Source organism: Micromonospora wenchangensis (assembly GCF_002210435.1).
Taxonomy (GTDB): domain Bacteria; phylum Actinomycetota; class Actinomycetes; order Mycobacteriales; family Micromonosporaceae; genus Micromonospora; species Micromonospora wenchangensis.
The window spans coordinates 37,045-62,612 of the sequence record NZ_MZMV01000043.1 but is presented as its reverse complement, the minus strand read 5'-3'; the positions used below and the strand labels follow the sequence as shown (position 1 = coordinate 62,612).

27 protein-coding genes and 1 riboswitch are annotated in these 25,568 nt (G+C 73.0%); of the genes, 14 read left to right on the top strand and 13 right to left on the bottom strand.

Annotation, left to right across the window (positions count from 1 at the left end; all coding sequences use genetic code 11):
• A partial coding sequence (locus tag B5D80_RS22830) for an MmyB family transcriptional regulator (RefSeq protein ID WP_483869377.1) occupies nucleotides 1–234 on the top strand: 234 nt, incomplete at its 5' end.
• An 85-nt stretch (nucleotides 235–319) separates the two neighbouring features.
• On the opposite strand, the gene B5D80_RS22825 is transcribed toward B5D80_RS22830, so the two are convergent.
• Entirely contained in the window at nucleotides 320–976 is a 657-nt protein-coding gene (locus tag B5D80_RS22825) for a TetR/AcrR family transcriptional regulator (protein ID WP_211291615.1), read from the bottom strand.
• A gap of 58 nt (nucleotides 977–1,034) precedes the next feature.
• Between B5D80_RS22825 and B5D80_RS22820 the strand changes: the two genes are divergently transcribed.
• Both B5D80_RS22820 and B5D80_RS22815 read left to right on the top strand, forming a co-directional pair.
• A complete protein-coding gene (locus B5D80_RS22820; protein ID WP_088645968.1) occupies nucleotides 1,035–1,865 on the top strand; it encodes an SDR family NAD(P)-dependent oxidoreductase in 831 nt (276 codons plus the stop codon).
• Between the two features lie 33 nt (nucleotides 1,866–1,898).
• Nucleotides 1,899–2,222, top strand: coding sequence for a nuclear transport factor 2 family protein (locus B5D80_RS22815; protein WP_144081744.1), 324 nt, complete (start codon nucleotides 1,899–1,901; stop codon nucleotides 2,220–2,222).
• Between the two features lie 126 nt (nucleotides 2,223–2,348).
• Here B5D80_RS22815 and B5D80_RS22810 read toward each other — a convergent pair whose 3' ends face one another.
• Both B5D80_RS22810 and B5D80_RS22805 read right to left on the bottom strand, forming a co-directional pair.
• Entirely contained in the window at nucleotides 2,349–3,383 is a 1,035-nt protein-coding gene (locus tag B5D80_RS22810) for an LLM class flavin-dependent oxidoreductase (RefSeq protein WP_245854887.1), read from the bottom strand.
• Between the two features lie 239 nt (nucleotides 3,384–3,622).
• On the bottom strand, nucleotides 3,623–4,195 hold the full coding sequence (locus tag B5D80_RS22805) for a TetR/AcrR family transcriptional regulator (protein WP_088645976.1): 573 nt from the start codon (nucleotides 4,193–4,195) through the stop codon (nucleotides 3,623–3,625).
• An 84-nt stretch (nucleotides 4,196–4,279) separates the two neighbouring features.
• Here B5D80_RS22805 and B5D80_RS22800 point away from each other — a divergent pair, with 84 nt between their 5' ends.
• A complete protein-coding gene (locus B5D80_RS22800) occupies nucleotides 4,280–5,161 on the top strand; it encodes an SDR family oxidoreductase (protein ID WP_088645966.1) in 882 nt (293 codons plus the stop codon).
• Between the two features lie 171 nt (nucleotides 5,162–5,332).
• Here B5D80_RS22800 and B5D80_RS22795 read toward each other — a convergent pair whose 3' ends face one another.
• Entirely contained in the window at nucleotides 5,333–5,920 is a 588-nt protein-coding gene (locus B5D80_RS22795; protein ID WP_088645965.1) for a TetR/AcrR family transcriptional regulator, read from the bottom strand.
• Nucleotides 5,921–6,001: 81 nt separating this feature from the next.
• On the opposite strand from B5D80_RS22795, the gene B5D80_RS22790 reads away from it, so the two are divergent.
• From B5D80_RS22790 to B5D80_RS22775, 4 genes are all read left to right on the top strand, one after another.
• A complete protein-coding gene (locus tag B5D80_RS22790) occupies nucleotides 6,002–6,892 on the top strand; it encodes an SDR family oxidoreductase (protein WP_169733093.1) in 891 nt (296 codons plus the stop codon).
• A gap of 116 nt (nucleotides 6,893–7,008) precedes the next feature.
• Nucleotides 7,009–7,202: riboswitch (cobalamin riboswitch) on the top strand.
• 37 nt (nucleotides 7,203–7,239) lie between these two features.
• Nucleotides 7,240–7,884: a 5,6-dimethylbenzimidazole synthase gene (bluB, locus tag B5D80_RS22785; protein ID WP_088645964.1), complete on the top strand. Its 645-nt coding sequence runs from the start codon at nucleotides 7,240–7,242 to the stop codon at nucleotides 7,882–7,884.
• 73 nt (nucleotides 7,885–7,957) lie between these two features.
• Nucleotides 7,958–8,302, top strand: coding sequence for a hypothetical protein (locus tag B5D80_RS22780; RefSeq protein ID WP_088645963.1), 345 nt, complete (start codon nucleotides 7,958–7,960; stop codon nucleotides 8,300–8,302).
• A 132-nt stretch (nucleotides 8,303–8,434) separates the two neighbouring features.
• Nucleotides 8,435–8,998 (top strand): CYTH domain-containing protein, encoded by a 564-nt coding sequence (locus B5D80_RS22775; protein ID WP_088645962.1) that lies wholly within the window; start codon nucleotides 8,435–8,437, stop codon nucleotides 8,996–8,998.
• Between the two features lie 94 nt (nucleotides 8,999–9,092).
• Here B5D80_RS22775 and B5D80_RS22770 read toward each other — a convergent pair whose 3' ends face one another.
• The gene (locus B5D80_RS22770; RefSeq protein WP_169733092.1) at nucleotides 9,093–9,575 is read right to left on the bottom strand and encodes a GNAT family N-acetyltransferase; all 483 of its coding nucleotides are present in this window, start codon (nucleotides 9,573–9,575) and stop codon (nucleotides 9,093–9,095) included.
• Nucleotides 9,576–9,624: 49 nt separating this feature from the next.
• Nucleotides 9,625–11,916: a tetratricopeptide repeat protein gene (locus tag B5D80_RS22765; protein WP_158224228.1), complete on the bottom strand. Its 2,292-nt coding sequence runs from the start codon at nucleotides 11,914–11,916 to the stop codon at nucleotides 9,625–9,627.
• A 192-nt stretch (nucleotides 11,917–12,108) separates the two neighbouring features.
• Here B5D80_RS22765 and B5D80_RS22760 point away from each other — a divergent pair, with 192 nt between their 5' ends.
• Nucleotides 12,109–12,552 (top strand): hypothetical protein, encoded by a 444-nt coding sequence (locus B5D80_RS22760; RefSeq protein WP_088645959.1) that lies wholly within the window; start codon nucleotides 12,109–12,111, stop codon nucleotides 12,550–12,552.
• 99 nt (nucleotides 12,553–12,651) lie between these two features.
• Here B5D80_RS22760 and B5D80_RS22755 read toward each other — a convergent pair whose 3' ends face one another.
• A complete protein-coding gene (locus B5D80_RS22755) occupies nucleotides 12,652–13,251 on the bottom strand; it encodes a TetR/AcrR family transcriptional regulator (RefSeq protein ID WP_088645958.1) in 600 nt (199 codons plus the stop codon).
• A 102-nt stretch (nucleotides 13,252–13,353) separates the two neighbouring features.
• On the opposite strand from B5D80_RS22755, the gene B5D80_RS22750 reads away from it, so the two are divergent.
• A complete protein-coding gene (locus tag B5D80_RS22750) occupies nucleotides 13,354–14,424 on the top strand; it encodes a saccharopine dehydrogenase family protein (RefSeq protein WP_088645957.1) in 1,071 nt (356 codons plus the stop codon).
• Between the two features lie 157 nt (nucleotides 14,425–14,581).
• Nucleotides 14,582–15,409 (top strand): methyltransferase, encoded by an 828-nt coding sequence (locus tag B5D80_RS22745; protein ID WP_245854885.1) that lies wholly within the window; start codon nucleotides 14,582–14,584, stop codon nucleotides 15,407–15,409.
• Between the two features lie 28 nt (nucleotides 15,410–15,437).
• Here B5D80_RS22745 and B5D80_RS22740 read toward each other — a convergent pair whose 3' ends face one another.
• Nucleotides 15,438–17,306 (bottom strand): sensor histidine kinase, encoded by a 1,869-nt coding sequence (locus tag B5D80_RS22740; RefSeq protein WP_088645956.1) that lies wholly within the window; start codon nucleotides 17,304–17,306, stop codon nucleotides 15,438–15,440.
• A complete protein-coding gene (locus tag B5D80_RS22735) occupies nucleotides 17,299–17,988 on the bottom strand; it encodes a response regulator transcription factor (protein WP_088645955.1) in 690 nt (229 codons plus the stop codon). The genes B5D80_RS22740 and B5D80_RS22735 overlap by 8 nt, the downstream gene beginning before the upstream one ends.
• A gap of 136 nt (nucleotides 17,989–18,124) precedes the next feature.
• Here B5D80_RS22735 and B5D80_RS22730 point away from each other — a divergent pair, with 136 nt between their 5' ends.
• On the top strand, nucleotides 18,125–19,426 hold the full coding sequence (locus B5D80_RS22730) for an alpha/beta hydrolase (protein ID WP_144081743.1): 1,302 nt from the start codon (nucleotides 18,125–18,127) through the stop codon (nucleotides 19,424–19,426).
• Between the two features lie 125 nt (nucleotides 19,427–19,551).
• Here B5D80_RS22730 and B5D80_RS22725 read toward each other — a convergent pair whose 3' ends face one another.
• From B5D80_RS22725 to B5D80_RS22715, 3 genes are read right to left on the bottom strand one after another with little or no spacing between them, the layout of a single operon-like run.
• Complete coding sequence (locus B5D80_RS22725) at nucleotides 19,552–20,376, bottom strand: ABC transporter ATP-binding protein (RefSeq protein ID WP_088645953.1); 825 nt, start codon at nucleotides 20,374–20,376, stop codon at nucleotides 19,552–19,554.
• 43 nt (nucleotides 20,377–20,419) lie between these two features.
• Nucleotides 20,420–21,442, bottom strand: coding sequence for a FecCD family ABC transporter permease (locus B5D80_RS22720; RefSeq protein ID WP_088645952.1), 1,023 nt, complete (start codon nucleotides 21,440–21,442; stop codon nucleotides 20,420–20,422).
• Nucleotides 21,439–22,464 carry a FecCD family ABC transporter permease gene (locus tag B5D80_RS22715; RefSeq protein ID WP_088645951.1) on the bottom strand — a complete coding sequence of 342 codons (1,026 nt, stop codon included), beginning with the start codon at nucleotides 22,462–22,464 and terminating at the stop codon, nucleotides 21,439–21,441. The genes B5D80_RS22720 and B5D80_RS22715 overlap by 4 nt, the downstream gene beginning before the upstream one ends.
• 103 nt (nucleotides 22,465–22,567) lie before the next feature.
• Between B5D80_RS22715 and B5D80_RS22710 the strand changes: the two genes are divergently transcribed.
• Both B5D80_RS22710 and B5D80_RS22705 read left to right on the top strand, forming a co-directional pair.
• The gene (locus B5D80_RS22710) at nucleotides 22,568–23,617 is read left to right on the top strand and encodes an iron-siderophore ABC transporter substrate-binding protein (RefSeq protein WP_088645950.1); all 1,050 of its coding nucleotides are present in this window, start codon (nucleotides 22,568–22,570) and stop codon (nucleotides 23,615–23,617) included.
• A complete protein-coding gene (locus B5D80_RS22705) occupies nucleotides 23,614–24,525 on the top strand; it encodes a siderophore-interacting protein (RefSeq protein WP_088645949.1) in 912 nt (303 codons plus the stop codon). Before B5D80_RS22710 ends, B5D80_RS22705 begins: the two co-directional genes overlap by 4 nt.
• On the opposite strand, the gene B5D80_RS34885 is transcribed toward B5D80_RS22705, so the two are convergent.
• Entirely contained in the window at nucleotides 24,467–25,498 is a 1,032-nt protein-coding gene (locus tag B5D80_RS34885; RefSeq protein WP_088645948.1) for a LacI family DNA-binding transcriptional regulator, read from the bottom strand. The two genes, B5D80_RS22705 and B5D80_RS34885, sit on opposite strands and share 59 nt — an antisense overlap.
• Nucleotides 25,499–25,568 lie beyond the last annotated feature (70 nt).

Genomic DNA, 25,568 nt, shown 5'->3' with positions numbered 1-25,568 from the left:
CTGGCCGCCAGCGAGGAGTTCCGGCGGGTGTGGGACGACCACGAGATCGGGGTACGCCCGCACGGGGTCAAGCACTTCGTCCACCCCGAGGTCGGCGCGCTGGAGTTGAACTGCCAGCGGCTGGTCGACCCGGACCAGGCCCACTCGCTGATGGTCTACACCGCCGTTCCCGGCAGCGAGAGCTACGAGAAACTCCAGATGCTGTCCGTCATCGGCGCCCAGCCGCTGCGCTGAGGCACGTCCCCGCCGCGCCCCGCCGGGGGCGGCGTTGGACGGCTCCCACCCGCCGGACAGCCCGTGACACGAGGCCAGCGGTACGTCAGCGGGCCAGGCGCTCCAGTAGTTCGTCGAGCAGTCCGCGTTCGCCGGGGGTGAGGTCGCCCGGGTCGTCGTCGACCAGTGCCCGCAACGTCAGCGCGGCGCTCGCCCGGGTCGCGGGGGCGTCGGTGGACGGTGTGTGCAGGACTCCGGCCAGCGCGGCCTCACGGACGCGTCCGGACAGCCCGAAGTCCGGCTCCGTCTGGCTGATCAGGGTGAGCGTGATGCCGACGTTGGCGGCGAACACCTGTTCGGCGGCGTCGTCCGCCGGCACCTTGAGCATGCCCAGGGTCGCTGCGGCCGTGAACCGCTCACGCAATGCGGCGTGCGCGGGAGCGGTGACGGCGCAGGCTCTTCCCGGCTCGGCGCGGCCGTAGAGCAACCCGTAGAACGACGGGTGCGCCAACCCGAACTGCACGTGCCGGTCCCAGCCCGTGCGGAGGTCGTCCAGCGGGTCGCCCGAGTTCTCGACCGCCGTGTACTGGGTGAAGCCGTGGTTGGCCACGGCGTCGATCAGGCCCTGCTTGCTGCCGAAGTGGTGGTAGAGGGTCGGGGCCTGTACCCCGGCGCGTTCACACACCGCCCGCGTGGACACCGTAGCGCCGCTCTCCAGCATCTCCGCCGCGGCGAGCAGGAGACGATCCCGTGCGTTGGTCACGCTTGCTATGGTAGCCCATGTAGCGCTACATTGCGTTCTATAGCGAGAGGAGAAGTCCATGCGGACCTGGTTCATCACCGGCGGGACCCCCGGAGGGTTCGGCCTGGTCTACGCCGAGGCTGCGCTGGCCCAGGGGGACCAGGTGGCGGTGACCACACGTCGGCCCGGTGAGCTGCGGGAATGGGCCGAACCGTACGGTGACCGGGTGCTGGTTCTCCAGCTCGACGTCACCGATTCCGACCAGGTGCGGACGGCGGTCGCGGCGGCAGAGGAACGGTTCGGCGGAATCGACGTGCTCGTCAACAGCGCGGGCCGTGGCTGGTACGGCTCGATCGAGGGGGCCCCCGACGAGACGATCCGCCGCACGTTCGACCTCAACCTGTTCGCCGTCGTCGAGGTGATCCGCGCGGTCCTGCCGGGCATGCGGGCCCGCGGCGACGGCTGGATCGTGAACATGTCGTCGGTGGCCGGCCTCGTCGGCGCGCAGGGGTTCGGTTACTACGCGGCGGCGAAGTTCGCGATCGAAGGACTCACCGCGACGCTGCGCCAGGAGGTCGAGCCGTTCGGGGTGCGCGTGCTCGCCGTAGCACCGGGAGCCTTCCGTACCAGTGCCTTCTCCTACTTCCAGCACGAGCCCGTCAGCGAGACCGTCGACGCCTACGTGCCGATGGTCGAGGCCGTCAAGGCGGCCTTCGTGGACGCGGACGGCAAGCAGGCAGGTGACCCTGTCCGTGGCGTGCAGGCCGTGATCAGCGCGATGAACGCACCCGTTGCACCGCACCGGATCGTGCTCGGCAACTCCGGCTACGACGCCGTGGTCGCGATGCACGAGAACGCACTCGCGGAGCTGCACGCGAACGAGAAGCTCTCCCGCAGCGCGGACTTCTGAGCCTGCCGACCCCCGAGAAACCGGAGAGTGGACATGAATGACATCACGCTGCCCGACGCTGTCGAGAACTTCGTCACCGCCACCAACGCACACGACGCGAACGCGCTGGCCGCGGTGTTCGGCGACGGAGCCACCGTGCGCGACGACGGCAGGACCTGGGCCGGCGGGACCGAGATCCGCGAGTGGATCCAGGGGCACCTGATCGCCCCCAGGATCGTGCTCACGCCGATCTCGTTCGCCGACGACCGGCTGGTGGCCTCCGGGGACGGCGACTTCCCCGGCGGGCCACTGTCCTTCTCGTTCGAGTTCGGCATCACGGACGGCCAGGTCACCGACCTCACGATCGCCCCTGTCTGATCCGTCACCTGCCGGGGCCGCCCGAGGGGCGACCTCGGCCGCCGAGGTCGAACCGGGGCAGGGCTCGCCGCGAACCGGGAGCTGCCCACCGGATAGTGGGCTCCCTGCCCCACTGGCCGGCACACGTCAGCGGCTGGGCTGCCACCCGAGCGCGGGGCCGAGCCGGGTCGCCATGTCGGTGAGGATCTGCGCGTAGTCGGCCGGCGTGAAGGTGAAGGGGAGGGCGAACGCAACCTCGTCGACTTCGCGGAACGCGGCATTGTCGAGCAGTTGTTCGGCGATCAGTTCCGACGGGCCGACGAGATCGGGGGCGAACATCATCCGGGCCGGACCCTGGGGTGACGCCGTTCGGGGTGTGCGTTGCCGGGCGTACTCCTCGTAGCGGGCACGTTGGCTCGGGGTGGCGGTGTCGGTGGGGATGACGACGAGTCCCTGCGAGACACGTGCCTGTTCGCCGTCCGGGTGGTGGGCGCGGAACGTCCGGATGTGTGAGAGCTGGATCGCGGTGAAGTCGGTGGATTCCTCGGCCTTGACCACGCTGCTGGTGAGCAGGTTCATGCCCTGCTCGCCGGCCCAGCGGGCGGAGTGGAGGCTGCCGGCGCCGTACCACATCCGGGCGGCCAGGCCGGGGGAGTGCGGTTGCACCCGGCGGGAGAACTGTTCGAAACCCTCGGAGCCCTCGACGTCGCTGGCCGGCTCGCCGCGAACGAGGTCGAGCAGCCGTCGTACCCGTGTGTGGCTGAAGTCCTCGGCGTCGGCGGTGTCGGGGTAGAGCGACCGGCGGACCCGGTCGTAGTGCATCGGTGGGCCGACGCTGACCCCGGGGTTCAGGCGCTCGCCGGAGAGGATGTCGACAGTGGCCAGGTCCTCGGCCAGCCGCAGCGGGTTCTCCCAGCCGAGCGGGATGACCGCGGTGCCGAGCTCGATGTGCCGGGTCCGCTGTGAGGCCGCCGCCAGGACGGCGATCGGCGAGGAGATGCCGTACTGGAGGTGGCGGTGGCGTACCCAGGTGCTGTCGAAGCCGAGTTGCTCGCCCAACTCGATGAGCCGGAGTGTCGCCTCGTGGCCGGTGCGGGGGTCGGCCTCGTCGAACAGGCCGATGGTCAGGAAGCCGAGCTTTCGCAGTGCTGCCGACCGCTTCGACGCAGGTGTTCCATTCACCGTCCGCCTCCAAGGATGCCCACCCAGGGACCTGGAACCCTACCTGGTCGGTAGGAAAGGGTTGCGCCCGGCGGCGGCGCAACCGCAGGTTGGGCGGGTCGTCGGGTTACGGCGTGCCGGCGAGGCCGGCATCCGGAGCGGGTCATCCACCCGGGCCGGGTGGCCGCATCCAGTCCGCGTTCTCGCCGCAGGTGCCCGACGCCCAGAGCCGGCGACCGGCCCGAGATCCGCGCGTCGGCTCAGCCGAGTGTCGCGGTCGCCGCTCGCAGCTCGCTCAGGGCGGCCAGCGTGTAGTGGGCCAGTCCGTGGTCGGCGTCGGTGTCGGCCCACTCGGCGTAGCCCCGCTTGAACGCGAGCAGGCCCAGCTCCCCGGCCAGCGCGGCGGCCGCGCCGGGGACGCCGCGGGCGGTCAGGGCGGCGGTCATCGCGGCGGCCATGCTCACGCTCTTGAGGGCGTCGCGCTCCTGTAGCTCGGTGCTGGCCGCGACGGCTGCCTTGAGTCGGGGTCCGATCTCGCGGTTGAGCGGGCCCATCGCGTCGGACGCCCGCTGCAGGCCGGCCGCGACCGCCTCGAGCGGGGTGGCCCCGGCCGGCGCCTCGGTGATGCCCTCGGCCAGCAGCCGGCTCAGCGTCTCCTGCCCGGCCGCCAGCAGTTCGCGCTTGTCGGGGAAGTGCCGGAAGAACGTGCTCTTGGTGACGCCGGCCCGCTCGGCGATCTGCGCGACCGTGGTGGAGTCGTAGCCCTGCTCGGCGAACAGGTCGACGGCGGCGACGATCAGCCGCTCGCGTGCTCCCGGTTCCCAACGTGCCATGTCGCCCATCATAAGTGATGGGACTCTTGTCCCATCACGTGCTACGGTGACGGGACAAGAGTCCCATCACTTCCGGGAGCGTCCATGCAGGTCTTCATCACCGGCGGCACCGGGCTGATCGGTTCGGCGGTCGTCGCCGAGCTGCTCGAACACGGGCACCGGGTGCTCGCGCTCACCCGCTCCGACACCTCAACCAAGGCCGCCGAGGCGGCCGGCGCCGAGACGATCCGGGGCGGCCTGGCCGACCTCGACGTCGTGCGAGCCGGCGCGGCCCGCTCCGACGGCGTGATCCACCTCGCCTTCGGCAATGACTTCAGCAGCCCCGAGGCGGTGGCCGCGGCGGTCGCCGAGGAAACCGCGGCGCTCACCGCTCTGGGCGAGGAACTGACCGGCAGTGACCGTCCGCTGGTGACGGTTTCCGGCACGCCCTGGGTGGCCGGCCGGCTCTCGACCGAGGACGACCCGCTGCCGCTCGAGGGCCCGGTCGGGGGCCGCGGGCGTACCGCAAATTCGATCCTGGCGTTGGCTGCTCGGGGTGTCCGCAGCTCGTCGGTCCGGCTGCCCCGTACCGTGCACAACCACGGCGAGGGCGGCTTCGCCGGGCTGCTCACCCAGATTGCCCGGCAGTCCGGCGTCTCCGGCTACCCGGGCGACGGCACCCAGCGCTGGCCGGCCGTGCACGCGGTCGACGCCGCCGTGCTGTTCCGGCTCGCCCTGGAGAACGCACCGGCCGGCACCGCCTGGCACGCGGTGGACGACGAGGGCGACGCGGTGCGGGACATCGCCGAGGTCATCGGGCGGCGGCTCGGCCTGCCGGTGCGGCAGGTGCCCGAGGAGACGTTCGGCCCGCTCGGCGGGATCTTCGCCGCCGACCAGCCGTCGTCGAGCGCACACACCCGGGCGACCCTCGGCTGGACGCCGACCCACCCGAAGCTGCTTGCCGACCTGGAGAACCTCCAGCCCTGACCGGTTGCCCTCCACCCGCGGCGCCGACGCCGGCCGCCCCCGGCCGGGCCGGCGCTGCTGGTGCCGGCCGGCCCGGCACTGACCGTCTGGCCCGCCCTGCCGACGCTTCCCGGCCACGCCGACGCGATCGTGCAGCCGGCGTCCCGGGTCGTCGGGTCCGCCGCCCGCCGGTCAGGTGTGCCGGCTCGTGGCGGCGACCATCTCGACGAGGGTGTCGGTGAGGTCCTCGGCGCAGACGCCTCCCCACTTCGGGTCGGCGAGCTGGCCACTGGCCTCCAGGCCGGCGATCCCGTTCGCGCTGCTGATGAGCAGGGCCGCGTACCGGCGGGCATCCTGCTCGCCCACCAGGTCGGCGACGACGGCCAGGAACTCGGTCTGGCTTCGCTGGGCGGCCCGGGCGAGCGCGGTGGGGTCGCCGGGCGGGTTGCTGAACATGAGCTGGTAGAGGTGTGGCTGGAAGCGGCCGACGTCTATGAGCGCGAGGAGGCCGCCCCGGATCTTCTCGGCGGCGGACAGGCCCGGTTCCGCGCGAAGAGCCTGCATGCGGTCGCCGAGCGTGTCCCACGCCCGGGTTCCGACGGCGATCAGCAGGCTCTCCTTGTCGAGGAAGTGCCGGTAGGGCGCGCCACGGGTCACTCCGGCGCGGGCTCCCACCGCACGCAGCGTCACCGCGTCGAGGCCACCGGAATCGAGCAGCTCAGCGGCCGCTTCGAGCAGCGCGCGGCGGGTGGCGGCGGCTGATTCGGCGCGGCTGGTCACGCGGACGATGCTAGTCCGCTGGTGAGGACCAGGTCCCTTCCTTCGGTTGACGTTGTCATCTCAATGGCGCAGACTAGAGAGATGACAACGTCAACTGAAACTCGGGAACTCGTGGTCGTGACCGGGGCGTCGACCGGCATGTGCGCGGCCACCGCGCGGGAACTGGCCCGCCGCGGCTTCCACGTCCTCGCCGGCGTACGGCGCGACAGCGACGCCACACCCCTGCGGGCCGACCGCATCGAGCCGGTGATCCTCGACATCACCGACCCCGACCACGTCACCGCGCTCGCCGCACGGGTCGAGCGGGATCCGCTGCCGCTGCGGGCGCTGGTCAACAACGCCGGCGTCCCCGGCGCCGGCCCGGTCGAGGTGATGCCGTTGCACGAATGGCGGCGCATCTTCGAGGTGAACCTCTTCGGCCACGTCGCCGTCACCCAGGCCCTGCTTCCCGCGCTGCTGCGCGGCAGGGGACGCGTCGTCAACATCAGCTCCCTCAACGGCAGGATCTCCATGGCCGGCTACGGGCCGTACGCCGCCAGCAAGTTCGCGATGGAGGCGATGAGCGACGCGCTGCGCAACGAACTGGCCCCCCACGGCGTGCAGGTGGTGGTGGTCGAACCGGGCGGCGTCAAAACCGAGATGTCCCGCGTCGGCCTCGCCGCCCTCGGCCGCCTCGACGACACGATGACCCCCGAGCAGAACGAACGCTACGGCGCCCTGATGCAGGCGATACCCTCCCACGTGGCGGCGTTCACCAGGGCCGGGGTGACCTCCACCGTCGCCGCGAAACGGATCGCCGCGGCGGTGACCGACCGCAGGCCCCGCACCCGCTACACCATCGGCGCGACGGCTGCCTTCCTCGTCCGGGCCTCCCGCATCCTCCCCGACCGGATGCTCGACCGGATGACGACCTCCGACCTGCGCAGGCACTACCCGACCGGGAACCGTCGCCGTCTGACCGCCGCCCGGTGAGCGCCGAGGCCGGCGTCAGCGGCCCGGGCTCACCGCCACCCGGCTGCCGGGTCGGGCCGTATCCGGCGACCACCTCGGGCACGAGGTACGTGATCCACCGGTAGCATCGGCGGCGGCACGATCGTGCGAGGTGCCCCGCGGGTGCGGGGAGAATCGGGAAGCCGGTGTGAATCCGGCACGGGCCCGCCGCGGTGACCGGGGAGCGACCGTCCAGGCGCGAGGAGCGCAGCCACTGGCCGTACGGCTGGGAAGGCGGACGGGTCGGCGTTGATCCGGGAGTCCGAAGACCGGCCTCGCGTCGAGCGCCCACCCGTCGGGGGTGGGCCGAGCGCAGCGGGAGCCTGCCTGTGGAACTCTACGACGCCATCCACCGCCGCCGGGACGTCCGGGCCGAGTTCACCGGGGAGCCGGTGCCGGCCGACACCCTGCACCGGATCCTCGACGCCGCGCACGCCGCGCCCAGCGTCGGCAATTCACAGCCGTGGGACTTCGTCCTGGTGCGGGACCCTGCCGTCGGTCGTCGGTTCCACCGGCACGTGCAGGCCGAGCGGGCCACGTTCGCCGCCACCCTGGACGGTGCCGCGGCCGAACGGTTCGCGCGCATCAAGATCGACGGGGTGCTGGAGTCGACGCTGTCCATCGTCGTCACGTACGACCCGCAGCGCGGGGGCCCGGCGGTGCTCGGGCGGCACGCCATCGCCGACGCGGGCCTCTACTCGGTCTGCCTGGCCATCCAGAACCTCTGGCTCGCCGCCACCGCCGAGGGGCTGGGCGTCGGGTGGGTGTCCTTCTACCGGGAGTCGTTCCTGGCCGAACTGCTGGGTGTGCCGGCCGGCATCCGGCCGGTGGCCTGGCTCTGCGTCGGGCCGGTCAGCCACCTGGAGACCGTGCCCGACCTGGAACGGCACAGGTGGCGGCGACGCCGGCCCCTCGCCGAGGCGGTGCACCACGACCGCTGGCTACGACGGGTGCCTGACCGACCGAACAGCTAATTCGGGTACGTCGATGCAGCGGTTAGGCTGACGTCGCGCTCAGTCGTTACCCGGCTACGTTGGGAGGATTTCCATGCGTACCACCGTCACGGCCCTGGCCACATCCGCGCTTGCCGCCCTGGGCCTCGTGGCCGCCGGGGCCACGCCGGCCCTCGCCGCCGCCCCGGCGCCCTTCTGCGAGTCCGGCGCGTCGCAGTTCTACTGCGACGGCAGCAGCACCGGCACGACGACCTGGAGCATCACCTGGTACTCCGGCAGCGTCGGCACCTTCACGACCGCCGGGCCGACCCTCTTCGCCACCTGCCCGGCCAGCAACCTCGGCCACCCGGTGCGGGCCAGCTACAGCTACGTCGACGGGGGCACCACCCAGTACAGCGGCACCACCCAGTTCATCTGCCGCAGCGGCGCCTGGCAGTAGAGCCGTCCAACGTCCGGCGTACGCGCGACCCGCGCGTACGCCGGACGGACTCGCGCTGCGGCCGCAGCTACTCCGTGACCGCCGGACCCTCATGCTCACGATGAGCACCGCTTGGTGCTGGAATGGGGCCCGATGACAGCCGAGCCGGTCCGCGAGGAGAAGTACGCGCGCATCGAGCGGGAGCGGCGGTTCCTGCTGGCCGGACCGCCGCCGCCGGCCCCGGTCACCGCCAGCCGTCGCATCACCGACCGGTACCTGGCCGGCACCCGGCTGCGCCTCAGGCGTTCCGAGAGCCTCACCGACGGATCCCGCGAGTTCAAGCTCACCCAGAAGGTGCCCGCCGCCCGGCCGGGCCACATCCAGGGGCTGATCACGAGCGTCTACCTGTCCCCGGCCGAGTACGAACTGCTCGCCCGCCTGCCCGCCGCGACGCTGTCCAAGACCCGGCTGAGCGTCCCGCCGCTGGGCATCGACATCTTCGACCCGCCCCTGCACGGTCTGGTCCTGGCCGAGGCCGAGTTCACCACCGACGCGGCGGCACGCTCGTTCCTCCCACCCCCGCAGATCGTCGCCGAGGTCACCGACGACCCCCGGTTCACCGGTGGCTCACTCGTCCACGCCCACCGCGAGGACCTGCTCGGCTGGCTCGCCGACTACGGCATCAGGCCGGCCCCCGACACCCCGTGGACCGCCTGAACCCCCTCGACCACCGGCGCCGACGACTGCGCAGGTGGTCAATCCGCAGACGGTCCCGTCGGGGGTCGACATCCGCAATCCGACCGGACATCGGTCACGTCGTGGCGGTGGTCGCAGCTCGCGAGTAGTTGTACAGGATGTAGCCCTGGAAGACGGCGACCCTGTCGTACAGGGAGCGGGCCTCGGCATCGATCTCCGTGTTCCAGTACAGGCGTGGGGTGCCGTGCCTCTCGGCATCCCGGGCCACCCATCTGATCATTTCCGTTGCGATACCTCGCCGTCGTGCCCGCGGCTCCACGAACAATTCCGCCAGGTAGCACCTCCCGGCGCCCCAGACGGCGGCGTGGAACAGGTAGTGCGCGATGCCCACCATCTCACCGTCGCGCCGCGCGCAGATGCCTCGGATCTCCTCGCCGTCCACAAGGCGCCGCCACGTCCGTTCGTAGCCCTCGTCGTCGACCTCGGTCGCGGGTCGACCCGGCCGGCCCGCCCAGTGCGCGTGGAAACGGCGGGTCAAACCCTCCCACTCTTCGCGGTCACGTTCAGTCAACGAATCGATGCTCACCACGGCCGTCATCCTCGCATCACCGCTCGGGCCGCGGAGGGCGTCGGACGGTGCCGGGTGGTCACAGGGCGTCGATCGCGTCCGGTCCGAGGTGGCCGGTCAGGCGCGCTCGGGTGGCTACTGTCGCCGGATGGTCGACGCCGAACCACCGGGTCTGCTCCTGGAGCAGCCTCCGGAGTACGTCGGCGGCCTCGACGTGCCGTCCCTGGCCCTGCAAGGCGCGCCCGAGCCAGTAGCGGGGGCAACTGTCGAGGGTCTCCGGATGCTCGGGGCCCAGCAGGCGGACACGACCGGCGACGACCATGCGCAACACCGCCTCGGCTTCCTCGTGACGGTCGTCGAGCACGTAGCCCTCGGCGAGGGAATGATAGGCGTCGAGGACCTCCACGTGGTCGTCGCCGAGCACCGCCCGGCGGTCCGCGATCACCCTCCTGTACTCGGCCTCGGCCTCGGCGGGTGATCCGGTACGCCATGTCGCCCAGGCGAGGCAGCACCGGGTGTGCAGCGTGTCCGGATGGTCGGCACCCAGCAGGCGTCGACGTGCTTCGCCGACCGCGGTCAGTCCCGCTCGTGCCGAGTCCCAGTCGCCGGTCTGCCCGATCGACCAGGCGAGCTTGTGCCGAACGTCCAGCACGTTCAGCGGCGGCGGGTCCGCTTGGCTCTCCCAGGTCCGCAGCAGCGCGGCCAGCATGGTGCGGGCGGCGTTCCAGTCGCCGTTGCGGCCGGTGGCCCAGGCCAGCTCCGCTCGGAGGTTCAGGCGCGAGGGATGGTCTTCGGGCAGGGGAGTGACGCGGGCGAGCGCATGGGAGGCGAGTTGTCCGCTGGCATCGCCTGCACCGCTCCAGGCTGCGGCTGCCACGAGCCGGGCTGCGACGTCGAGCAACGCCGCGAGGTGTTCCTCGTCGAGGTAGGCCAGACTCGTGTCGAGTAGCTGCCGGACGTGTGGGCTGACGACGGCGGCCAGTGGCCAGGTGCGACTGTCGTCGGAGCGGAGCGGATCGAGTGCCGCGACGACTGCTTCCACGGCCACCTGGTGCGGTGCACCCACCGCCCGGCTGCGGCTGGCTTCGCTCACCAGCGGATGCAACGACGCCGTCCGTGTCCATGCTCCGTTCCGGTCAGGACGTCCTTCGGTGATGAGGCTCAATTGCGCCAGCCCGCGAAGCGCGGTGTGGAGGTGCCGCTGTCGGCCTGCTTCGTCCGCCGGGCCGCCGAGCAGCGTGTTGACCGTCTCGCAGGCGAGGAGACCGACCGGGATCGGTAGGTTCGGGGCGTAGCAGGACAGCAGCCGAAGCAGCGGCGTCGCGTGCGGCAGGCCCCCCTCGGCGAGGCTGGCCAGGGACAGCTCGAAGGTCGTTGCCGGGACCTGGCGCGGATCCGGGGGCCCGCCGGCACCCCGGTCCACGTGGAGCAGGCCGGTCGCGTCCCCGGAATCGAGCGCGCTCTCGTAGGCGGCGAGCGATTCCCATCGGGAGAACTCCCAGGCGACGGCGCTGCCGGCGACCTTGAGCGCCAACGGTAGGCCGCCGAGGCGGTACGCGAGACGGCGCGCCGCCGCCTCGCTACCGCCGCCGGCGAGGTCCAGCAGCATCCGCGAGGCCGGGCCTTCGGCGAGCGGTCCGAGCCGGATCACCTCGGCGGTACGTTCCCACAGGTGCGCGCTGCTGACGCGGCTGGTGACCAGGACCAGCCCTCGTCTGCTCGGCCGGAGCCAACCGGTGCCGTCCAGTGCGCCGAGCACCCGAAGCTCGTCGGCGTCGTCGATGACCAGCAGCCAGCCGCGACGCGCCCGGGACAGCAGTTCCCACCAGAGGTCCCGGGCCCGAGCGGTGCCTGCCCCCAGTTCGTCCGTGTCGGCAGGGGAGGCGCCGAGAGTCTCCGCGACGTGGACGAGACCGTCGGTGAAGGTCTCCGGCGTACGCGCCGAGATCCACCAGGCGTTGCGGCCGCGCCGGGCGGCCGCGTGCTCGTGCAGGGCCAGCGCCAGCGCGGACTTCCCGACCCCGGCGAGGCCGGCCAACACTAGAAGTCGTCCTGCCGGACGGGCCAGCGCCGTCCGTAGCCGGGCCAGTTCGGTCTCGCGCCCGTGCAGCACCCGGGGCGCATCGCCGGTCGGAGCGGTGACCGATCGGCGAGCCGAGCTGGCCCCGCCCCCTGCCGCCTGCGTCGCACCCTGTCGCAGCGAATGCCAGACTCCGAGCACGCCGGTCACCGTGCCGAGCGTGGTGGTGACCGTCGCGAGGACCTTGTCGTCCAGGGCGATGGCGACGGCAACGGCGACCAGCGTGACCACGACGACCACGGCACCGCCCCGCCGGAGTCGAACCTGGCGAGAGCTGAGGGATGCTGCCACCACCAGCATTGTGGTCGGTCGGATCAAATCCGGTGGTTTCGTCGGGCACTTCCCTGAGCAGAGCGGGGCTTTCCGGGGCCTCGTCGGTGTTCGCGCCGGCAACGGTCGCGAACTCGGCTCGGTCGGAGAGTGGGCGAGCCGAGGTGGTAGTTTTCCGCCCTCGTGCTGGGACAGTCGAGAAAGGACGTTCGGGTGACTGACGACCACTCCGGGGCCGGGTCAGCCGTCGAGGTGCCGCGGCGGCGACGTCGGTGGGTCATCCCGTCGGTGGTGGCCCTGGTGGTGCTCGCTCTGGGTGGCGGTGGTGCGGTGGCGTACCGGCAGCTCGCTGACCGGGAGGATGAGGATCCGGGGGTGACGGCCTGCCGGTCGGCCGGGTTCGTGGTGCGGGCCGCGCAGGGCGAGGTTGCGTCTGATGACGAGGTGCGGCGGGTGGGGGAGTTGTTCCAGCGCTCCGCGCACGAGGAGCTGCGGTCCGCAGGGGTCTTCGCGGTGGGCATGGTGCAGCGGGCGCAACGGGCGCAGGATCCGCGCGACGCGCCGGAGACGGTGAAGTTGCGGCAGGTCAACCTGGCCGCCGCGGTCCCCAGGCTGATCGCTGCCTGTGCGGAGCACCAGGTCACCGTCACGGGGTAGCCGTGGAGGTGGGCGTCGCCGCGACCTGACGTACGGTCGCGGCGACGCCTCGACCCGGCGGGCGGCACCCGGACAGGGCCGGTTCCGCTCGCGCCGGCCTCACCCTTCCGAAGCGACCTGACCGTTCGAGGTCGGCAGCCCTTCCAGCTCGGCCCGCAAGGTCGCGAGTGCGGCGTCGATGATGTCGCCGAGCCGGCGACCGTCGTCGGTGTCGAGCCATGCGGCGACGGACACGTACATCAGGGTTCCCGCCGTCGCGGCGAGCAGGTCGGCCCGCAGCGGATCGAGGCCGCCGGCCCGGAAGCCGTCCCGCATCACCTCGGCCAGCATCGCGCGCTTGTGCTGGTCGCGTTCGCGCAGCCCCGGGTCGGACGCCACGATGGCGCGCCGCTGCCGCAGGTCATCCTTGCGACCTTCGAAATACGTCTCGGCGAGCGTGCGCAGGCCCGCGACGATGAACGCCAGCGGTTCGTCGGCGGACGCCGTGGCCATGAGCTGCTTGGCGTAGGCACCGATCTCGGCCTCGTCCGCGAAGAGCACCTCGCGCTTGTCGGCGAAGTGCCGGAAGAACGTGCGCGTCGTCAGTCCGGCCCGCGCGGTGATCGCCGGCACCGTGGTCGCGGCGAAGCCCTGCTCGGCGAAGAGTTCGAGCGCCGCCTGCCGCAGCCGCTCGCGGGCATCCGGTCGCCACCTTGCCATGATCTCAGTGTAGTCGTGATGACATCGCATGTCGTCGCCGGTATGGTGATGACACGGCATGTCGTCACTGGGGCGGATGCCGTACCAGGGCGGAGCTGTGCCATGACCGACGTATGGATCCTCGGCGGCACCGGCCGCAGCGGGCGCGCTATCGCGGCCGAACTGCGCCGACGGGGCATCGAGCCGGTGCTGGTCGGCCGGGACGCCGAACGGCTCGAGGCCGCCGCCGGCGGGCTGCCGACGATGGTGGCCGGCTCGGTCCGCGAGACCGTGGCCGCGATCCGCCGGGAGCGGCCGGCCGTGGTGGTCAACACCGTCGGACCGTTCATCGAGACGGCCCTGCCCCTGCTGGACGCGTGCCTCCCGACCGGCCACTACCTTGACCTCGCCAACGATCTGGCCTCGGTGTCGGCGGTCCTCGGCCGGCACGGCGAGTTGACGGCAGCGGGGCGCACTGCCGTCACGGGAGCCGGGTTCGGTGTGACCGCCACCGAGAGCGTCGTGGTGAAGCTCTGCCAGGGGCGGCCGACACCCCGGCGGGTCCGGGTCGACATGGTGCCCTCGTTGGCCACCGGCGACGGCGTCGTCGGTGACGCCCTGGCCGCGACGATCGTGGAGGGCATCCCCGGGGTCGAGGGCGGTGGGCGGTTCCAGGGCCGCCGGTACCGCGACGGACGACTCGCCCCGGCCCGTCTCGGCAGCGACCCGATGAAACTGGTCCTGCCCGACGGGTCCACGGTGACCACCGCCGGCATGCCGCTCGGCGAGCTGATGGCCGCCCAGCGGGCCAGCGGCGCAGCGGACGTGCTCGCCGCATCGAGCGAGGCCCCGTCCTCCCCGGTCATGCGCGCGGTGCTGCCCGTGGCGACCGCGCTGCTCGCGATCGGCCCGGTGCGCGCCCTCCTGCGGCGGCGGCTCGCCACGGTGGCGACCAGGGCCCGCCCGAAGCCCCGCGAGCACTCCTGGGGCCACGCCGTCGTGGAATGGCCGGACGGCAGCATCCGCGAGGGCTGGCTGCGGGTCGGCGAGGCCCAGTCCTGGACGGCGACGGTGCCCGCCGAGGTGGTCCGGCGGCTGCTCGACGGGCAGGGGAAACCGGGCGCGTACACGCCGGCGGCACTGTTCGGGTCGCCCCTCGCCGAGGCGTGCGGCGGCGCGTACCAGGTGCAGTGAACCGCTGACGGGTTCCCGTGACCGGCCAGCCGCCGGCCGCGACGAGCCGCCGACTCGCGCGCGGTCCGACGAGACCGCTCGTCCCGTGTCCGGTTGCATCCGGCTTCTGTGTGGCGTCGTACTGGCACCGGAGGCGGTCGGTCGTGAGGATGGGGGTGTGAGTTCACCGAAGCCCTCCGCCGGCCCCGGGTCGGCCGAGGATCGCCGCTATCTGCTCGACAACGCCCGGGTGGAGGCGGGGGAGCGGTTCACCTGGTTGGCTGAGCTGTTCGACGGTGTCACCCGGGGGCACGTCGACCGGCTCGGGATACGGGCGGGCTGGCGCTGCTGGGAGGTCGGCGCCGGTGGCCCCGGCATTGCGCAGGCGCTGGCGGCGGCCGTCGGACCCTCCGGTCACGTGCTGGCCACGGACATCGATCCCGCCTGGCTGGACCCGCACGGCGGATACGAGGTGGCCCGGCACGACGTGGGTGGGGATCCGCCGCCGCAGCCGGGGACCTTCGACCTGGTGCACGCCCGGCTGGTGCTCGTCCACGTGGCCGACCGTGCCCGGGCGTTGGCGACGATGGTGGCGGCGTTGCGGCCCGGCGGTTGGCTTCTCGTCGAGGACGCCGACACCGAGTTGCAGCCGCTGGCCTGCCTCGACGAGGTCGGCCCGGCTCAGCGGCGCGCCAACCGGCTACGCCGGGCGGTCCGGGAATTGTTGACCCGTCGGGGCGCGGACCTGCGGTTCGGCCGCACGCTGCCGGGGGCGTTGCGGGCGGCCGGCCTGGTCGATGTCGGCGCGTCCGGCTGCTTCCCGGTCGGCGGGGTGGCCTGCGACCGGCTGGAGGCTGCGACGGTGCGGATGGTCCGCGCCGAGTTGCTCGCCGCGGGGCTGGCCACCGACGCCGAGATCGACGCGCACCTGGCGGCCGTCGGGGCCGGCGACCTCGACCTCACCCTCGCACCGCTCATCTCGGCCTGGGGACGCCGACCGGGGTAGTCCCCCACCCGGTCCCTGCGGTGCGGGGTCAGGGTCGGTCGGGGAGCGGGGCTCCGTGCGGCGGGTCGGCCTGACCGGCTGCGGCCGGAAGGCGGAGGGTGAACACCGCTCCCGTCCCGACGGTGCCGGAGACCGCCGAGGTGCCGCCGTGTGACTCGGCGATCTTGCGGACGATGGCGAGCCCGAGACCGCTGCCGCCCGTCCGCCGGTTGCGGGATTTCTCGGCCCGCCAGAACCGTTCGAAGACGAGGTCACGCTGTTCCTCCGGAATCCCCGGCCCGGTGTCGGCCACGACGATCTCGACGTACGCTGCCCGGTGTCGGGCGGAGAGCGTGACCCGGCCGTCGGCGGGCGTGTGCCGGATCGCGTTGGTGATCAGGTTGCCGATGGCCTGCCGGAGCCGGATCGGATCGGCGTCGAGCGTGCCGGGTGCGGCATCGACGACCAGCGCGACCCCGGCGGACTCGGCGGCGGGAGCGAAGGCGTCCGCGACCTCGCGCAGCAGCCTGGGCACCTCGACCCGTTGCCGGTGCAGTGTCAGCTCGCCCGCGTCGGCTGCGGCGAGATCCTGAAGGTCGTCGATGACGTGCTGGAGTAGCAGCGCCTCGTCCAGCAGCGAGCTGACCAGGTCCACATCGAGTTCGACCACCCCGTCCTCGGCTGCCTCCAACCAGCCGCGGATGTTCGTCACCGGCGTACGCATCTCGTGGGCGATGTCGCCGACCATGTCGCGGCGCAGTTGCTCGACCCGGCACCGCTGTTCGGCCATCTCGTTGAACGCGGTGCCGAGCCGGGCGATCTCGTCGCGTCCGGCGACCCGCACCCGTGCCGTGGTGTCGCCGTTGCGCATCCGCCCGGCCGCGGCGGTCAACGCGTGTAGTGGTCGGACCAGGCGCACCCCCACCAGCACCGTGACGCCGACCGCGACGAGCAGCACCACCCCGGCCACCCCGAAGATCCGCAACCGGTTGGCCGGGGTGAGGTCGAAGGCACCGACCGGCGCCGGGGTACCCGGGTCGGTGACGAACAGCAACACGGGTGGCGCGACGTGGCCGGCGATCTGGGTGCGTCGGGCCGCGGCGACACAACCGTCGACGTCGTCGCGTCGTTCGGCGGTGATCAGGCCGGACCCGGCCGGGGTCCACTGCCCGTCGAGGTCGGTTCGCACCGCCGGAATCCGCTGGCGGCCCAGGCAGGCGTTGACCAGGTCGTCGAGCTGGTCCAGCGCTTGTCGTTCGGTGGCGGTCGGCTCAGCCAACGCGTCGAACTCCCCGACGCACCGCGCGTCGCCGATGACGGGGGCGCCTCGGGACGCGATGCGGGGCCGGCCGCTGGGGGCGACGACGATCTCCGCGTCGGTGTGGACCGGAAACAACCCTTCCGCCGCGGTCAGCGGGGCCGGGTCGACCGGACCGTGCAGACAATCCAGTGCCCTCACCGCCAATCGGCGTAGCGCGGTCCGTTCGGCGTCCGGTAGCTGGTACGGGCCGGTGGCCCGCGCGTCGATGCCGCCGGCTCCCGCCGTGCCCGCCAGATCGGTGTCGACGTCGAGCGGGTCGACGGTGGCGGAGGCCCGTTGCGGCAGGGCTCCCGCACCGGACGCGGCGAGCGGGGTGCGGTTGCGGTCGGTCAGGACGATCCGTCGCTCGGTGTCGGCCGCGAGGGACCGCACCAGTGGCGACACGCCCGTCCAGTCGTGGTGCGTCGCGGCGTGCCCGAGCAGGGCGTCGTAGATCCGCGCGTCGTCGGCGAGCGCCCGGCCGCGCTCCTGTTGCAGTGCCCGGGTCGTGTCGCGTACGGCGAGCCAGGCGGTCGCCGAGATCGAGAGTACGGAGATGACCACGCTGAGGGCGAGCAGCCGGACCAGGAGGCTGCCGCGTCCGCACCACTCAGCCATCGGCGAGTTTGTATCCGATGCCGTACACGGTGAGCAGCCGTGCCGGCCGTCGCGGATCCGTCTCGATCTTCCGGCGCAGGTTCATCACGTGCACGTCGACCGTGCGGGCGGTGACGTACGAGTCGAGGCCGTGCAGCCGGCGGAGCAGCTGGTCGCGGCTGAACGCCCTACCCGGCTCCGCAGCGAACGCGCTCAACAGGGCGAACTCGCCCGGGGTGCACACCACCGGTCTGCCCGCGACGGTGACCTCGTGGCGTACCGGATCAAGGAGGAGGTCGCCCACCCGCAGGGGCGGCGCGACGGGCCGCGCAGGCGCGGACCGGGTCCGGCGGAGCAGGGTGCGCACCCGCGCCGCCAGTTCCCGCGGGCTGTACGGCTTCGTCAGGTAGTCGTCGGCGCCCAGGTCCAGGCCCAGCAGCAGGTCGTCCTCGGTGCTGCGGGCGGTGACCATCAGCACCGGCACGTCGGAGTCCCGACGCAGGATGCGGCACACGTCGAGGCCGTCGACGCGCGGCATCATGACGTCCAGCACCAGCAGGTCCGGCGGGCGGTGGCGGATCTCGTCCAGCGCGGCGCGGCCGTCGTGGACCACCGACACCCGGTGACCCTCGTGCTCCAGATACCGCCGGAGCAGTTCGGCCTGCTTGGGGTCGTCCTCGGCGACGAGCACGTTCGCGTTCACGGCGGCGAGTCTAGGAGGCGTCAGAACATCGAAACAGGTAGCGAACGGGACCACTACCGGATCACCACAGGTTCCTGACAAGGGTTCGCCAGGATGTGGCACGTACCAGCCCCCGGTCCCCGTGAAGGAGAAAAGGTTGTCATTGCTGAAGGGCCTGGCCGCAGTGGCCCTGGTCGCCGCCGGCCTCGTGCCCACGTCACCCGCCCAGGCGAACGACCGCACCTATCCGGTCAGGTCGCTCGACTACACCCTCGGCGACCGCGCGTTCACCGTCGCCGGTTTCCACACCGACGGCCCGGACTCGTCGACCCTGGCACCGATCGAGCTGACCGGCAACGTGCACTACCCGGCCGCCGGCAACGGGCCGTTCCCGCTGGTGGTGCTCTCGCACGGCTACTGGTCCACCTGCGCCGACCGGGCGGCCGACGCCGAGGCGGCCCGTATCGAGAAGGAGTCGCCGGCCGACTACTACGACGACCCGCGCTGGTTGGCCGCCCTCCACCGGCTCTGGCAGTGGCCCTGCGCGCCCGGTGTCGCCGCACTGCCCAGCTACCGGGGCTACGACTACCTCGCCCGACAGCTCGCCGCCCAGGGAATGGTCGTCGTCTCGATCAGCGCCAACGGGATCAACGCCGGCCAGATCGGCACCGAGGCCGACAACGCCCGCGCGAAGCTCATCAACAAGCATCTCGCGCTCTGGACCGAACTGGCCCGAACCGGCCGTGGCGCCCTGGCCGGCCACTTCAACGGCCCGACCCCGGACCTCAAAGGCAGGATCGACTTCTCTCGTACGGGGACACTCGGCCACTCACGCGGCGGCCGGGCGGTGGCCTGGCACGCCGCCGACGTCCACCGCGCCGACCTTCCGGCAGGCGTACGCGTGGCCGGCGTCCTCGCCCTCGCCGCCGCCGGCTCGGGCACCGCCACCAACCCCGGTTCCCCGGATGCCAAGCTCTACCGGGTGACCTCGGCGCCGCTCGCGGTCTGGGTCGGCGGCTGCGACAGCGAGCAGGGTCTCGACTATGCGAAGTTGGCGATCGGTCACACGAGTAAGCCGGTCTACACCTGGCATGTCCGTGGCGCGAACCACAACTTCCTCAACACCCAGTGGTCCCCCGGGAGCGGGCAGGTCGGTGCCGTCGACGACCAGGGCTTCGGTCCGGCACCGGGCTGGTGTGGCACCCCGACGTTCCCGGACTGGGACCCGGACAGCGGCACCCCCGAACCGCCGATCGAGTGGTCACACGTGACCCGCAAGCTGACCGAGACCGAACAGCGCCAGGTCAGCGCCGGATACGTCACCGCGTTCTTCCGTGCGGTGCTGCTGGGCGACCGGCAGGCCGACGCGGTCGTCAGCGGCGGCGTCCACCCGTACGCCTCGTTCACCGTGGTCGACGCCGAGAAGATCGTCCCCCGACCCCGGCGGGGCCCGCGCTAGCGCCGCACGGCAGCGGAGCCCCCGTCGGTCATGACTGGTAGGTAGCGATGTCCAGGGCCGGGGCTTCCGTCGCCGACCGGGCGGGCCGTCGCATCGGCGGCCCGCCCTCGGCGGGGGTGGTCCGCTCATCCACCGGGCACCACCACGGGGCCGGTCGGGTGGGGGCGGGACGACTCGGGGAACACCGCGGGCGTGCCCGTCACCGGGTCGGGCACGATCCGGCAGCGCAACCCGAACACGTCGGCGACGAGGTCCGGGGTGAGCACCGCCGACGGGCGACCGGTCGTGGTGACCTGACCGTCGCGCAGCACCACCAGGTCGGTGGCGTAGCGGGCCGCCTGGTTGAGGTCGTGCAGGACGGCCACCACGGTCCGGCCGCCGGCGTGCAGGTCGGCGAGCAGGTCGAGGACCTCGTACTGGTGGGCGATGTCGAGGTAGGTGGTCGGTTCGTCGAGCAGCAGGATCGGGGTGTCCTGGGCCAGCAGCATGGCCAGCCAGGCGCGTTGCCGCTGGCCGCCGGAGAGTTCCGCCAGCACCCGGTCGCCGAGGTCGGTGGTGCCGGTGGCGGCCAGCGCCGCGGTGACCGCCCGTTCGTCCTGCGCCGTCCAGCGGCTCAGCGTCGACCGGTGCGGGTGCCGCCCGCGCAGCACCAGATCGGTGACGGTCATCCCGGCCGGTGCCTCGATGCCCTGGGGGAGCAGCCCCACGGTGCGGGCGTACTGCCGTCGGCGGTAGCCGCGCACGTCGCGGCCGGCCACGGCCACCCGGCCCCCGCTCGGGCGCAACACCCGGGCGATGGTGCGCAGCAGGGTCGACTTGCCGCACCCGTTGGGCCCGATGAAGACGGTGAAGCTCCCCTCGGCGATCCGCAGGGAGACGTCCCGGCAGACGACCCGACGGTCGTAGCCGACGGTGACCGAGTCCAGTTCGATGGTGGGCGGGGCGGTCATGGTTGCCTCCGGGGTGGCGGTGCGGTGCGGGACGGGCGGCGGCTCATCCGGGCCTGCCCCGCCAGGTCCAGGCCAGGACGAGGGCCAGGTAGCCGCCGCCGACGACGCCGGTGACCGCGCCGACGGGCAGTTGCTGCCCGGGGACGAGCCGCTGGGCGAGCTGGTCGGCGGCGAGCAGCAGGACGGCGCCGAACACCGCGCTCGTGGTCACCAGGGGAGCGGCGACGCGGGTGAGCCGGCGGGCCAGGTGGGGGGCGGCCAGGGCGACGAACCCGACCGGTCCGGCGCCGGCGACCCCGACGGCGGTGAGCGCGACCGCCAGGGCCGTCGCGGTGAGGCGTTGCCGGCGTACGGGTACGCCGAGGCTGAGTGCCTTGTCCCCGCCGTTCTCGATGAGTCGCAGCCCCCGGGCCGTCAGGACGGCGGGTGGCAGCAGTGCGGCGAGCGCCCAGAGCAGCAGCGGCAGGTGCGGGCCGCTGCCGTTGAGGCTGCCGACGAGCCAGACGGCGGCGTTCTGCGCGTCGGTCACCTCGGCGCGGGTCAGCAGGTACGCGTTGACGGAGGTGAGCAGGGCGGACAGGCCGATCCCGACGAGGATGAGGCGTTGCCCGGTTCCGCCGAGCAGCAGGGCCGCCCCGGCGACGGCGGCGCCGCCGAGCACCGCGCCCACGGCGGGGGTGAGCCGGGTGTCGTGCAGGACCAGCAGGACGACGAGTGCGCCGGTGGCGGCGCCGACGGTGAAGCCGACGATGTCGGGGCTGCCGAGGGGGTTGCGGCTGGCGCTCTGGAAGAGGGCGCCGGCCGCGCCGAGGGCCGCTCCGACGGCGAGCGCGGTGCCGATCCGGGGCAGCCGCAGCTCGAACAGGACGAACCGCAGGCCGGGGTCGCCGCCCCCGGTCAGCACCGGCCACAGGTCGTGCGGCGGGGTGGCGTACCGGCCGCTGGCCAGGGCGACGACGGCCAGCCCGGTGCCGAGGGCCAGGGCGAGGAGGCAGGCCACGGTGGCGCGGCGGGTGTGCCGGCGGCGGGTGCGGCGGCCCGGAGCGCTGGTCGCGGTGGTGGTCATGGGCGGGGAATCCTCCGGGCGCGGACCAGGGCGATGAACACGGGCGCGCCGATCGCGCCCATGACGATCGCGACCTCGATCTCTCCAGGTCGGGCCAGCAGCCGGCCGATCACGTCGGCGGTGATCAGCAGGATCGGGCCGAGCAGGCAGGCGTAGGCGACGATCCACCCGAGCCGGGGGCCGCAGATCGCCCGGGCGGCGTGGGGGACGGCGAGCCCGAGGAAGCCGATGGGGCCGGCCACGGCGGTCGCGCCGCCGCAGAGCAGGGTGGTGGCGACCAGCGCGAGCAGCCGGGTGCGGCCGGGGCTGACCCCCAGCGCGGTGCCGCCCTCGTCGCCGAAGCGCAACACGTCCAGCGGCCGGATCACGCCGACGGTGACGACCAGGCCGGCGAGCAGCGCCGGTGCCGCCGTGAGCAGGGCGGACAGCGGCTGGTCGGCGAGGCTGCCGACGGCCCAGAAGCGGTACCTGTCGAATGCGGTCTGGTCGATCAGGGTGACACCGGCGACGGCCCCGGTCAGGCAGGCGCCGACGGCCGCGCCGGCCAGGACCAGCCGGCCGTCCTCGGCCCTGCCCGGGCCCCGGGTGCCGCCGATGGCGGTGACCAGGCCGGCGGCGAGGCCCGCGCCGAGCAGGGCGAGCAGCAGGTGTCCGCGTTGGCTGCTCACCCCGGCGAGGATGCCGGCGACCACCGCGGCGGCGGCTCCGGCGTTGACGCCCAGCAGCCCGGGGTCGGCGAGCGGGTTGCGGGTGAGGGCCTGCATCAGGGTGCCGGCCAGGGCCAGGGCCGCTCCGACGCAGATCGCGATCGCCGTACGGGGCAGCCGGACCTCCCAGACGATCAGGCCGGCCTCGCTGTCGCCGTGGGCGAGGAGTTCCCGCAGCACGGTGCCGGTCGTCAGGGGCAGCGCGCCGACGGCGAGGCTGGCGGTGATCGCGGCCAGCAGGGCGAGCGCGCAGGCGAGCAGCCCGGCGGCGAGCAGGTGGGGGCGGCGTAAGCCGGCGGGGGTGGCGACCGACACTGTGACTCACTTCATGGTGGAACGTTCCATCACTGGCTAAGGTAAACCTACCCTAAGCCACTGGGAACGTCGTTCTCGCTGCCCCTCCTGAGGATCGAATGCCATGTCACACACCCGCCCACGCCGGCTGAGCACCCTCCTGACCGCCGCCGCACTGATCCTCGCCGTGCTGGCGGCCGGCGGTTGCGCCGCCGACGGGGCGAGCCCCGCCGCACCCGCGTCCGGCTCGTCCGACGCCGCGTTCCCCACCACCCTCACCCACGCCTTCGGCGCGACCACCCTCACCGCCAAGCCCGAACGGATCGTGGTGGTGGGCCTCAAGGAACAGGACTACTTCCTCGCCCTCGGCGAGGTGCCGGTGGCGATCCGCGACTGGTACGGCAACATGCCGAACGCGACCTGGCCGTGGGCCCGGGAACGACTCGGCACGGCCAAACCGGAGGTGCTGGCCCGCGCCGAACTCGACTACGAACAGATCGCCGCACTGCGCCCCGACGTCATCGTCGGCCTCTCCTCCGGCATGTCCCGGCAGGAGTACGACCTGCTCACCAAGATCGCACCCACCGTCGCCCAGCCCGCAGGCGACGGCAGTTGGGCGGTGACCTGGCAGCAGATGAGCCGGGCCGCCGGACAGATCACCGGCCGCAGCGCCGAGGCCGAGAAACTCGTCACCGACCTGGAACAGCGGATCGCCTCGGTCGCCGCCGCCCATCCCCGACTCAAGGGCGCCCGCACCGTGTTCGCCTCCACCTACGAAGGCCAGTACTACCTGTTCAGCCCCGAGACCACCGCCTCGAAGGTCCTGCTCGACCTCGGACTCACCATGGCACCCGAGGTCACCACCCTCACCGCGAACGCCAACCAGTCCGCCACCATCAGCCGCGAACGGTTCGACCTGGTGGACGTGGACGTCGCCGTCTGGTCCGAGGCGGCCACCGACCCGGGCGTCACCACCCTGCTCGGCGACCCGCTCTACACCCGGCTGGACGTCCGCACCCAACGCCGGGACGTCTTCCTCGGCACCGAGGCCAACGGCGCGCTGGCGTTCGCCTCCGTGCTGAGCCTGCCCTACGTCCTGGACAAGATCGTCCCCGCGCTCACCCTCGCCGTCGACGGCGACCCGGCCACCAGTTCGGAGTACAGCGCGACATGACCGACACGCTCACCCGACCCGGCTTCTGGACCGCCACCGTGCACGAGGTCCGGCGGCTGACCCCGCACCTGCAACGGATCGTCCTGCGCGGCCCCGACCTCGCCCACTTCCCCCGCCTCGGCGCACCGGACGAGTCGGTGACGATCTACCTCCCCCGCCCCGGCGAGGCCGCCCCGCCACCGATGACCCTGCGCGGCGAGGTGTGGGGCTACCACGACGAGCCGCACCCGCCCATCGGCCGCAACTACTCCGTCCGCGCCGTCGACCCCGCCGGGGCGCGGCTGACCATCGACTTCGCCCTGCACGACCACGGCCCCGCCACGTCCTGGGCGCGGCAGGCCGGGACCGGCGCCGGTCTCCTGCTGTGGCGCTGCCGCGCCTGGTTCCGTCCCCCCGCCGACACCCGCTGGCTGGTGCTCGCCGCCGACCTGTCCGGGCTGCCGGCCGCGACCCGCGCCGTCGCGGAACGCCCACCCGGCCTCCCGGTACGGGTGCTGGTGGACCTGCCGGACCTGGCCGACGCCCGGGACCTGCTCGCCGCCGCCGGCGACGACCCCACCGTGCACGTCGACGTACGGGTCGGGGTCGGCAACGGCCACGGTCCGGGCAGCCTCGCCGACCGGCTGCGGGAGACGACCCTGCCCGACGGCCCCGGCTACGTCTGGGTCGCCGGCGAGGCGGGGGAGTGCCGAACGGCCCGGTCCGTGCTGCGCACCGTGCACCGGCTGCCCCGCGACCGCGCCGTCTGCGTGGGCTACTGGCGCACCGACTCCGCCGACTGGGAACGCCGCTACGCCCGCTTCCGTCCCCTGCTCGACCAGGTCTACCAGGACGGCCTCGCGGCCGGACTCAACCCGGTGGAAGCGGGCGACCGGATGGAGGAGGCACTGGAACGGATGACCCGGTGACCGGCCCCCGGGTCGAGTCCCGCCACCACAGGTGGACCGGATGCTCGTAGACCCCACCCGGGCCGCCACCGATCAGGTCGTCGAGCAGGTCGGCGCAGCGGCGTCCGGCGTCCAACGGCGACAGGTCGAGCGCGGTGATCGGCGGTTGACCCAGCCGCAGGGCGCTCGACTCGGTGGCGCTGGCCAACAGGACGTCCCGCCCGACCCGGCGGCCGAGCCGGTGCAGCACGTGCACGGCCGCCGGCGCGGTGTCCACCGAGGCGCACACCAGGGCATCCACCCCCGGCGCGGCGAGCACCTGCTCGACCGCCCGGGACACCTCCGGCGGCGACGGCACCCACGGATGGTGCGCCACCACGGGGGCGACGCCGTGCCGGGCGCACCAGTCCCGGTGCCCCGCCGCCAGTTGGGCCGCCCAGTCACCGGTCTCCGGTGGCACCACCAGGGCGGGACGCCGGGCCCCGGCCCCGGCCATCCGGTCCAGCAGCCCGGTGAGCGCCAGGTGGTGGTCCGCCCACAGCACGACGTCCGCGCGCATCCCGGCCGGGGGCCGTTCGAAACACACGACCGGCATGCCACCCTGCATCAGGACCGGCACGAACGCGTCGTCCCGGTGCGGATCGGCCACGATCACCCCGTCGAGCGCGCGGGGCGACCGGCGTTCCGAGGCGGTCAGGATGGTGACGTCCCGGTCGCGGGCGGCGGCGCGTTCCATGACGCCGAAGACGAACCGCATGTAGAACTCCGACGTGGACGGCACGCCCGGAACGTAGACCCCGATGATGCCGGTCCGTCCGCCCCGCAACTGCCGGGCCGCCCGGTTGGGGACGTAACCCAGTTCCTCCATCGCCGCGCGGACCCGCTCCCGGGTCGCCTCGGAGACCCGGCCGGAACACGACAGCACATTGGAAACGGTGGACTTGCCGACACCCGCCCGGCGCGCGACATCGTGCAGCGTGACGGGACGGGCCATCAGCCCAGTCTAGGGAACCGGACGTCGGTCGGGACACGCCGCCACCACACCCCCCACGGAAGACGGTGAT